This window comes from Anaerosporobacter sp. (genome assembly GCF_031551385.1).
Lineage (GTDB): Bacteria > Bacillota > Clostridia > Lachnospirales > Lachnospiraceae > Anaerosporobacter.
This window is the reverse complement of record NZ_JAVBNS010000087.1, coordinates 1-10,617: the sequence shown is the minus strand read 5'-3', so window position 1 is coordinate 10,617 and position 10,617 is coordinate 1. Positions and strand designations below refer to the sequence as shown.

The 10,617-nt window shown below is 34.3% G+C and carries 9 protein-coding genes and 1 pseudogene; all 10 read right to left on the bottom strand.

What is annotated here, in order from left to right:
* Positions 1 to 345 (bottom strand): ABC transporter permease (locus RMR19_RS08165; RefSeq protein ID WP_310602999.1); only part of this gene is annotated, 345 nt, incomplete at its 3' end.
* Positions 329 to 1,318, bottom strand: coding sequence for an ABC transporter ATP-binding protein (locus RMR19_RS08160; RefSeq protein ID WP_310602998.1), 990 nt, complete (start codon positions 1,316 to 1,318; stop codon positions 329 to 331). The genes RMR19_RS08160 and RMR19_RS08165, both read right to left, overlap by 17 nt.
* 146 nt (positions 1,319 to 1,464) lie before the next feature.
* Complete coding sequence (locus RMR19_RS08155; RefSeq protein ID WP_310602997.1) at positions 1,465 to 2,142, bottom strand: uracil-DNA glycosylase; 678 nt, start codon at positions 2,140 to 2,142, stop codon at positions 1,465 to 1,467.
* Positions 2,143 to 2,260: 118 nt separating this feature from the next.
* Positions 2,261 to 3,022 carry an imidazole glycerol phosphate synthase subunit HisF gene (gene hisF, locus RMR19_RS08150; RefSeq protein ID WP_310602996.1) on the bottom strand — a complete coding sequence of 254 codons (762 nt, stop codon included), beginning with the start codon at positions 3,020 to 3,022 and terminating at the stop codon, positions 2,261 to 2,263.
* A gap of 3 nt (positions 3,023 to 3,025) precedes the next feature.
* Positions 3,026 to 3,640, bottom strand: a complete 615-nt coding sequence (hisH, locus tag RMR19_RS08145; RefSeq protein WP_310602995.1) for an imidazole glycerol phosphate synthase subunit HisH — start codon at positions 3,638 to 3,640, stop codon at positions 3,026 to 3,028.
* A gap of 104 nt (positions 3,641 to 3,744) precedes the next feature.
* Positions 3,745 to 5,595, bottom strand: a complete 1,851-nt coding sequence (locus tag RMR19_RS08140) for a hypothetical protein (RefSeq protein WP_310602994.1) — start codon at positions 5,593 to 5,595, stop codon at positions 3,745 to 3,747.
* Between the two features lie 126 nt (positions 5,596 to 5,721).
* Entirely contained in the window at positions 5,722 to 6,549 is an 828-nt protein-coding gene (locus RMR19_RS08135; RefSeq protein ID WP_310602993.1) for a hypothetical protein, read from the bottom strand.
* Positions 6,550 to 6,626: 77 nt separating this feature from the next.
* Complete coding sequence (locus tag RMR19_RS08130; protein WP_310602992.1) at positions 6,627 to 7,526, bottom strand: chemotaxis protein; 900 nt, start codon at positions 7,524 to 7,526, stop codon at positions 6,627 to 6,629.
* Positions 7,527 to 7,829: 303 nt separating this feature from the next.
* Positions 7,830 to 10,391 (bottom strand): FtsX-like permease family protein, encoded by a 2,562-nt coding sequence (locus RMR19_RS08125; protein ID WP_310602991.1) that lies wholly within the window; start codon positions 10,389 to 10,391, stop codon positions 7,830 to 7,832.
* 1 nt (position 10,392) lies between these two features.
* A pseudogene (locus tag RMR19_RS08120) lies at positions 10,393 to 10,617 on the bottom strand (ABC transporter ATP-binding protein); the annotation flags it as partial.

Here is a 10,617-nt window from a genome sequence, read left to right as displayed (position 1 = left end):
TTGGAATGGATAAAACATTGTAATTAGTATAGCACCAGCAAATACCGTAAACACAGCTAAATACTTACCTATAATAATCTTGCTCACACTTAATGGAGAGGTAAAAAGCAATTGATCTGTTTTCTGTCTCTTCTCTTCTGCTAACAAACGCATTGTTAGAATCGGAATAAGAATTACGAATACAAAAACCATACTATTAAATACATACTCAAAGTTTGCATATCCTCCCTTGAGATTATATGCCATAAAATATATACCCACAATTACCAAGAAAAAACCAATAAATAAATATCCAATCATAGAAGTAAAATAGGAACGTAATTCTTTCTTAAATATCGCTAACATTCTTCTTCCTCCTTATCTTCTTCTCATTCTGTGCTTGATCCGTATTTTCAGTTAATTCTAAGAAGATATCTTCAAGCGACATTACATTTCGCTCCATTCCAAAGATTGGGCAATCTGCCTTTACCATCGCATAGAATAGAGCTTCTCTAATATCGACCGCTTCCTTTGTCTGTATAGTAATCTCTACTAAATCCTCTTCTGAGGCGGTATTATATGTCGTCTTAACAATTCCTTCAACCGTCTCTAATGCTTTCTCTATATTTTCTTTTGTTCCTTTTATTATCGCATGTACTTTATTCGCACCCTCCATATGATTGGACAAGTTTTCTGGAGTATCACTAACAATTAATTTTCCCTTATTGATAATCATTACTTTATCACATACTGCACTGATTTCAGACAGAATATGAGAGCTCAATATAATTGTGTGGTTTTTGCTCAAGTGCTTTATTAAATCACGTATCTCAATAATTTGTTTTGGGTCTAAACCTACGGTCGGTTCATCTAATATCAGTACTTCTGGATATCCCACAATCGCACCCGCAAGCCCAACTCTTTGCTTATATCCCTTTGATAAATGTTTTATTAAACGTTTACTAACGTCTTCAATCTTCGTCATTTCCATAATCTCTTGAATCATTTTAGCACGTTCACTCTTTTTCACTGCCTTAATCTCTGCGATAAATTCAAGATATTCTACGACTGTCATATCAAGGTACAATGGCGGTATCTCTGGTAAATATCCTATCTTTTTCTTTGCTTCAATTGGTTCCTCAAACACATCATTTCCATCAATTGTTACAGAACCTGATGTTGCTGCTATATAGCCAGTAATCATATTCATTGTAGTTGACTTACCTGCACCATTTGGCCCGAGAAATCCAAGTATCTGCCCCCGTTCAACTGCAAAACTCAAATCATCTACTGCGAGATGATTTCCGTATCGCTTTACTAAATTCTTTACTTCGATCAAAAGTAACTCCTCCTTATTCAATGGAAATAAATCCCAGCCCTTTAGTCAATAATGACCTTAGTATAGAATAAATAATAAATGCGAAAAAACTGTGAACGTTTATACGTTTCACAGTTTTTTCACATTTAAGTATTAAATTATTAAAGTTATATATTTTCTATCTGCCAATCAATCGGTTCAATACCATGTTGTTGTAAAAAATCATTTGCTTTAGAAAATGGTTTGCTACCAAAAAATCCACGATATGCAGACAACGGACTTGGATGTGGTGCTTCTAAAATTAAATGGTTTGGATTCGTAAGCATCTTCTTCTTCATTCCAGCAGGTCTTCCCCATAAGAAGTACACAATTGGCCTATCCTGTGCATTTACAGCTTGAATCACTGCATCCGTAAATGCTTCCCAACCTCTTCCTTGATGTGAGTTTGCTTGATGAGCTTGTACTGTAAGTACTGTATTGAGTAGTAACACTCCTTGATCTGCCCATTTTTTGAGATAACCGTTATTCGGAATATAGCAACCGCAATCATCGTTTAACTCTTTATAAATATTCTGAAGTGAAGGTGGTATATCCTTCTGTGAAGGCAATACAGAAAAAGACAATCCATGTGCCTGATTCACATTGTGATATGGGTCTTGTCCAAGCAAAAGCACCTTCACTTTACTTAATGGCGTAAAGTGAAAAGCATTGAAGATATCCTCTGCTGGTGGATAGATAATTTTACTTGTATATTCCTCTTTCACAAATTGATATAGTTCTTTATAATATGGCTTTTTGAATTCCTCACCTAAGGAATCAATCCAATCATTCGTAATCATTGACATCTGCATTCCTCCAATTTTAATCTTATGTTATAAATTCCAGAACATTGTCCTTTAAGTTATGACTACAATACACAAATTATAAAAACATGTGTAGAAATCACCTTATAATAAATACAAACTATAATCTTACGCTTACATCTTTATCTCTAAGATATTGTTTTACTTCATTGATTTCTAACTCTTTATAGTGGAATAAAGAAGCTGCAAGTGCCGCATCTGCTTTTCCTTCTGTTAACGCATCATAAAAATGATCCATTGTTCCTGCCCCACCAGAAGCAATTACAGGTATTGATACATTCTCTGATACCGTTCTTGTTAGTTCAATATCATATCCATTCTTCGTACCATCACAGTCCATACTTGTAAGCAAAATTTCACCTGCTCCAAGTTTATTCGCTTCCATTGCCCATTCAACTGCATCAATTCCCATATCGACACGTCCACCGTTTTTAAATATGTTCCAGCCACTTCCATCGGCTCTTCTCTTTGCATCAATTGCAACAACAACACATTGACTTCCAAACTTCAAAGCTGCTTCGGATATTAAATTCGGATTTTGTATCGCTGCAGAATTCACAGCAACTTTGTCTGCTCCTTCACGTAGAATTACTTTAAAGTCTTCTACTGATCTGATTCCTCCACCAACTGTAAAAGGAATAAATACGGTTTCTGCCACACGACGTACCATATCAATCTTAATTGTTCGAGCATCACTTGAAGCAGTTATATCTAAGAAAACAAGTTCATCTGCACCAGCTTGCCCATAAGCATAACCAACTTCTACAGGATCTCCCGCATCTCTAAGATTAACAAAATTAATTCCTTTTACAACTCTACCATTATGCACATCCAAACAAGGGATAATTCTTTTTGTAAACATAGCCTACTCCTTCCCAATATTAGCAAAATTCTTAAGTATTGTTAAACCAACATCACCACTTTTTTCAGGGTGGAACTGACAAGCATATACATTGTCTTTCTCAACGGCAACATCAAGTGTTGTACTATAATCTGTTGTCGCCGCAACATCTTCAGCATGTCTTGCACGTAAATAATAGGAATGTACAAAATAAACATAGGAATCTTGCTCTAACCCTTTAAACAACTTTGAATCTTTCATAAAATGTAGAGAATTCCAACCGATATGAGGAATCTTTAATCCTTCCTTATCAGGAATACGAACAATTTCACCTTCCAATATAGATAATCCTTCTACTCCCTCGGTCTCATCACTTCTTTCAAATAGAAGCTGTAATCCAAGACATATTCCTAATAAAGGTGTCTTCTTAGCCACTACTTCCTTAATCGTATCAACTAATTGGTAATGATGTAATTTCTCCATTGCATCTCCAAAAGCACCAACCCCTGGCAATATTACCTTATCTGCATTCTTAATTTCCTCATGGTTACGTGTAATAATTACCTCTTCACCTAGATGTTGTAATGCTTTCTCTACACTTTTTAAATTACCAGCATCATAATCTATAATAGCAATCATATTCTTTCTCCTTCCATCCCACTTCATTGTAGTAGCGTATTAAACTGTCATAAAATAGAACTGTGGCAAGATAAATGAATTAACGATTCATCCTGCCACCCCTTCTATCTTTTCTTAACTGTTACTAACTTCTCTGCAATAGCAAATACTTCATCACTGTATGCCTCTTGATCTTCAATCGCAATAATCTTTTGAGCACTTACTTCATCAAGATTATACTTTTCTGCTAACTCTTGAAGAACTTGTTCCTTTACGTACTGTAAATCAGATTTAACACCTAATTCACTTGCTTGCTCTAAGTACACATCATATTTTACAAGACCATTTAATAAAGAATTCAATGCTTCTGCATAGTATTGAATCGCATAGTAATTATTATATGACTCAATTTCTTTATTCACATACATGATTGTCTTTATCTTTTTCGCTAATTCTTCATCACTTTTCTTAACATCAATACCGCTGATTTCTTTATATGCCTTTGAATATTTTTTCCTTGCAAGATAATCTTCGGCTTGCTGAATACTTGCTGAATAAGAAAGATTCTTTGTTCCAACAATAATCACAACTGCTAACAATGCAAACGCTATCAGTACAACTGCAGCACCTTTCTTGTTAATCTTACTATGATCTTGTTCCTCTTCAACTACTTCTTCCGTTTCACTCTCAGCTTTTTCCGCTTTCTTAGCTGCTTTCGCTGCTACCTTAGCTTTCTTTGCTTCCTCTTTACTTGCTTTCTTAGCTGCTACTGCTGCTGCCTTTTGTTCTTTCTTCGCTTCTTTCTCTGCTGCCCTAGCTTCCTCTAATTCTTTTTCTTTCAGAAACGCTTTCTCTGTTTCTTCATTTTCAACATTAGAGAATAATTCTTTGAATATACTTCTCTTATCCTTTTTCTCTTGTTTCGGCTTCGGTATTTCTTGTTCATTATCAATACCATCTTCACCATCAACACCATAATTGGATACTGCTCCAAGAACATCAGCGAAGATATCACCTACATCCGATGTTTCGTTGTCGGCCTCATCTTCATCCTCACCAATTCCATCAAATATACCTTCAAATCCAGGGATACTTGCATACAAATCGTTACTTTCTTGAACAGGTTCCTCACTATGTACTTCCGATGCCGGTGCTACATCCATATCCGTATTGTGCTCTTCCTCTTCCATAAAAGAATCTAACGCAAATGGTTCTTCACTGGATTCTTCTTGCTCCATTAATGCATCTACGGAGAAAGAATCTTCTTTTTCACTTTCTAATGCATCTAATGAGAATGGTTCTTCACTCTCTTCTTCACTTACTAACAAATCTAGCGAGAATGGTTCTTCACTTACATCTTCACTTATTAACGAATCTAGTGAGAATGGTTCTTCATTTTCATCTTCACTTATTAACGAATCTAACGAGAATGGTTCTTCATTTTCATCTTCACTTATTAACGAATCTAATGAGAATGGTTCTTCATTTTCATCTTCACCTATTAACGAATCTAGTGAGAATGGTTCTTCGTTTTCATCTTCACTTACTAATGAATCTAGTGAGAATGGTTCTTCATTTTCATCTTCACTTACTAACGAATCTAGTGAGAATGGTTCTTCTTCATACGTATCATCAGATGGCATATCGAGTTCTGAGACTGCTTCCATTGTAGGTGCGACTTCATCTTGTATACCATACTGCTCTAATAAGTCACTTGTTATGCTGTCTAGCTGAACAGATATTTCATCTGAATCATTATTTATCTCTCTAATCGGATCAATTGTCATCTCCTCTGATGATATAAAACTGTTCTCATCATTATTCGGATAACTAGTATGGGAATGCATAACAGAATTAAGCAGTTCTTCTAACTCTTCGTCACTCTTTATTAAATCTACGTCGTCAAGTGCCTTACAATCCGAACACATTTCCTCCGTATCTGCAATTTCTGTTCCACAAATCTTACATTTCCCCATCTATCCACCTCCAAACAAATATTATTCCTTCTTATATTACCACATAAGTCGTTATTTAACAACTAAAACGGACAGGAATTAAGGTGAATTTTTGCTGATAAATAGGCACTTTTTCGGTTTTTGTTACTAATTTACTAGTTTCAAAAACTCATTTGCCGTCATAGCAACAGCCATCCCTTTTCCTTTAATTTCCTCTGACAATTGTGGGAATTCATGATTGACACGAATTAAAAATGCCTTGTTGTTAAGAAATGCATTCTTTTCAAAAGGCCAACGAATTAATGAAGGTAATGTAAAATCAGCTTCTAATTCTATTAATAATAGTTTCCTATTAAGAGTACGCGATAACCACTGCATATAATTTTGCCACTGTGGTAGATAACCTTCTTCCACATACGTTTCAACATTTGCCCGCACATTACATGTTAAAGGTTCTTTACATTCATTGCAATAAGGAAGATAATCTTTCATATTGCCACCTGCTTTTACTTCTTTCATAATCTGAGGTAATCGTTCCATAAAGTTTTCTACATAATCATTATTGGGCTGAATCTCATGTGTACATGATTTACTACACTGAAATAATCCTTCGTTGCCACAAGGCATTACCATCTTGCTTTTGTCTAAACCAGACTGCATAATTAACTCACTTGTATTCATAGAAAGAATAAAATAATTCTTATCTTTTAACAATTCACCAAGCTTAGAATACACTGGCAATGTATTATGCTTATTGAAAGAATTAACTAACATTTGATGTATCCACTCAACCGCTTCATCATCACGTAATTCTTCTTTTAATTCTGCTTTTCCACTAATATTCCATTCTGCAAGTGGTTTATAAATCTCTTCTTCTGCAAAGTCAGTCACGTTCTCCATACCTAGCCCACAACCAACTAACACATATTCCGCTTCTTCTATCTTACTTTTTATTACTTCTAACTGATTATACATATATTCCTCACGTAATTCTTTACTGCAAAAAAGGTGATGTTAATTTGCAACAACACCTTTTTTATTAATACATATTATTAAATTATTAATTTATCAACCGCTCCAACAAGTTTACCTATTTCAGGTTTTGTCAATTGCATATTAGCTCCTAATGCTTCCCCTTTTCTTCTCATTTCATCATTTATTAATGAGGAGAAGATAATTACAGGAATCTCTTTTAATTCATCATCATCTTTAATTAACTTCGTTAATCGATGTCCATCCATCTTTGGCATCTCAATATCTGTAATGATGCAGTGAACTTTATCATTAATGATTCCCTTTTTCTTAAATTCACTTAATTGCTCCCATGCAGCTAATCCATCACTGAATTTCGTAATGTTTGTATATCCAGCTTTTGTTAAACTGTCAAAAATCAATTTGCTTAACAATGGAGAGTCCTCTGCCATTATAATAGGTGCATTGTTTCTTTCTCTTTCACCAAGATGTGATATATCTGAAATACGTAGACCTGTCTCTGGATTAATATCAGACACAATTTTTTCAAAATCAAGAATAACAATTAACTTCTTATCAATCTTAATAATACCAGTAGCAATTCCTGCTCCAACTGAATTAACTGTCTCATCAGGTTTGATAATATCTGCCCACGACACACGATGAATTCCAACAACGCCATGTACATGAAATGCTATGTTAAGCTGGTTAAAATTCGTTACGATATACATATCTGTTGCAGTGTTTTTTGATGGAGCTAAATTAAGATTTTTTGCCAAGTCAATAATAGAGATAACTTCATCTCTTGGCATAAAGATTCCTTCAACACATGGATGTGCATTGGGAATTGGTGTTGGCTCTTTATAAGATAAAATTTCTTTTATCTTAGCTACGTTAATACCATAGTAGTTTTCCCCTACTTTGAATTCAAGAATCTCTAACTCATTCGTTCCACTTTCTAATAAAATTCCAGTTTCCATAATCTATCCTCCACTTTATATATTCTAATGCTTTTCCCTCTGATACGCTATGTATATAAGTATCGTAACCATCTAGTTACTCAGCTATGAATAGTTATAAAATATCCTAATCTTATTATAATATAATACCCTCCAAAATACAAACAAAAATAATCCTTTTATATAAAAAAGACTATTATTTAATACCATCCACTTCAAATTTATTCACAAAAAGGATATAACAAGCCTTTTGTAAAAACTTATTATATCCTTTTCATTATATTACTAAATTAAAACCGATATTATTTCATTACCATATTCTTTTTAATTTACTTCTATTGTTAGTGCATCAACAATATTTTCTTTCCTAACCTTCCTAGAAGAATATAACATGGCAATACCAACTACAGCAAACACGATTACAATTCCAATAATATAGATCTGATAAGGGAATGCATAATATTTATTAAAATTATAACCCACTCCCTTTTTAATCCACAATGTCATTGCAAGACTAATTGGCAAACCAAATATACACGCTTTTACACCATACATAAGGCTTTCCATTCGAATCATACGATTAAATGTTTCTGGTGTCATACCAATACTTTTAAGCATCGCAAACTCTCTTCTTCTTAATGCAAAACTTGTTGAAATCGTGTTAAATAAATTTGCAACACAAATCAAAGATATCAATGTTATAAACCCATAGGCAAACACAGAGAATACTGTCGTAATCTGATTATTTCTTACTACTTCCATTGCTTGATTATAGATACTATAATTCGATTGAAAACCATTTTTTAAGAATACATCTACAATCGCATCTTCAATATTTTTCACATCGTTCGTATTCAAGTAATAGACACAATATACATCATCTGCTTCCTTAAATTGACTCAACTCTGAAAGTGGCATAATAATCGAAACAGTTCCACCAAGTCCCATAACTGAAACTCCAAGAGGACGATTCTTTGTCACTAAATCAAGTTGAATATCATATTCTCCAATAGTAATCGTCTCTCCTTTCTTAATGTTCAACTGCTCGATATCTGTCAAACTATATCCCCACTGCTTTACCTGTTGATTAATTAATGTTCCATGAATGCCTTCTGACTCTATGCTTTCTCCAACCATCTTCTCGTATTCAGCATCTGGTATAAAACATAACACTCCTACAAATGCAATATCACTTATATCCGCATATGTTTCATTCAGCTCCGTTTTATATTCCTCTGTCATCCTATCCCTAATTTGATCTTCCTCTATTATTAATTGATCACGTAATGAAATAACTGAATTTCCTTCTGTTACACTTGGAAGTTGCTCAAGATGCTCACTAAGCTCCGTCATTTCTTCCTTATCAATATTCATCACTATAGCATCATACGACTTATTTCCAATTGAAAAGTTTACAGATTCCTTTAGATAGTACACATAAGAACCTACACTGATAAACAAACTAAGACTTATTGCTAATGAGAATACTAATGCTCGGTAATGCTTTCTATTTCGTCTTAGATTCTTAACAGCTAAATCTCCTGAAACACCTAACATCTTCTGTGTCAATCGTGAAGTCTTCATATGTTTTGCACGTATCGCAATATTTGTTGATTGTCTAATTGCTTCAATTGGCGTAATCTTAGCTGCCTTTCTTGCTGGAAGGTATGCTGATATGAAAATTGTAATAACCGAAAATAAAACTGCAGACGCAATCGATTTCATCGAAACTACTACTTTAATTCCAACTTGCGTCGCCACAACATTCTCTAATATTGGCTCTAATATCTTAAATGTTGTCCACATTCCTACATATCCCGCAATAACACCTAATGGAATACTTATCACCGCAATAACTGCACCCTCAAACAGAACTGCATTTCGCTTCTGCTCCCTTGTAGCTCCAATACTTGAAAGCATACCAAATTGTTTACTTCTTTCATTAATCGATATTGCAAATGAATTATAGATCAGTGCAATTGACCCTACCATAATAATTAGAATCAGTATTGTTGTACAGACCTGAATCATCTTGTTATAGCTGTTCTCGTATCTGCTTACCCCATATAAACGTAACAGATTATCTTGATACTCAATCTGTTTTTCGCCTACATTAGCATGTTCTGCTGCTAACGTCGCTTGCTTATATATCGAATTAGACACTTCATTCATAAAGAGACTAGCCATCCGTGTTTCATCTTTAGCCATTCCATTAACATCTAAGAATGTAATTGCCTCTCTTCCTGGTGAAATAAAGGATTCATTTGATTGCATAATTCCTACAATTGTATAAGTCGCTTGCTCTCCTGTTGACTCCCATGTTTCTTTTTCTTCTTCAGAAAATCCTTCCCCATAATATTGCTCATTTTGTCCCAATTCTTTCTCTACGCCATCTATTTTTGCAAAACGTTTTCCATACTCCATTGTAATAGTATCACCAATTTTGTATGAACGCTCTTTATTACATGCAATTTCTTTGCTAACTATAATTTCCCCAATTTGTTCTGGTATTCTTCCCTCCATCACTGTCATTGGAAGTTTATCAAATGCTGCTTTATCATATGCCTCTACATAAATATACGGCTTTTCCACCGTACTTGTATCTTTCCACTTGCTATAGCCTTTGATTTGCGTATAGAAACTAAATTCCTCATCCAGTTCCTCTAACAATGTATCTGCTTGTGTCTGTGTAACATTATTGTAGCGAACATGCCATGCTCCTTCATGCTTTATCTGAATGTTTTGCAGATACGTTGTAAATGTTAGTGCCGCTGTCGATACTGCTGTAATCATTGCAACAGATATAATAACTCCTAATATTGTTACTATTGTCCGCTTCTTATTTGCTTTCATATGCTTCCATGTGAGGCTGTTCATAATATTCATATTATCTGCCTCCCACATTTGCAGTTCTTATCACTTCATCCCCTGCTATTTTACCATCTTCTATCGTAATGATTCGATCTGCTTGTAACGCAATTGATTCATCATGCGTAATTACAATCAATGTTTGATTATATTTTCGATTAGAGAGTTTGATTAACTCCATGATTTCTGTTCCTGTTTTTCTATCAAGATTTCCTGTTGGCTCATCTGCTAACATAATCGCTGG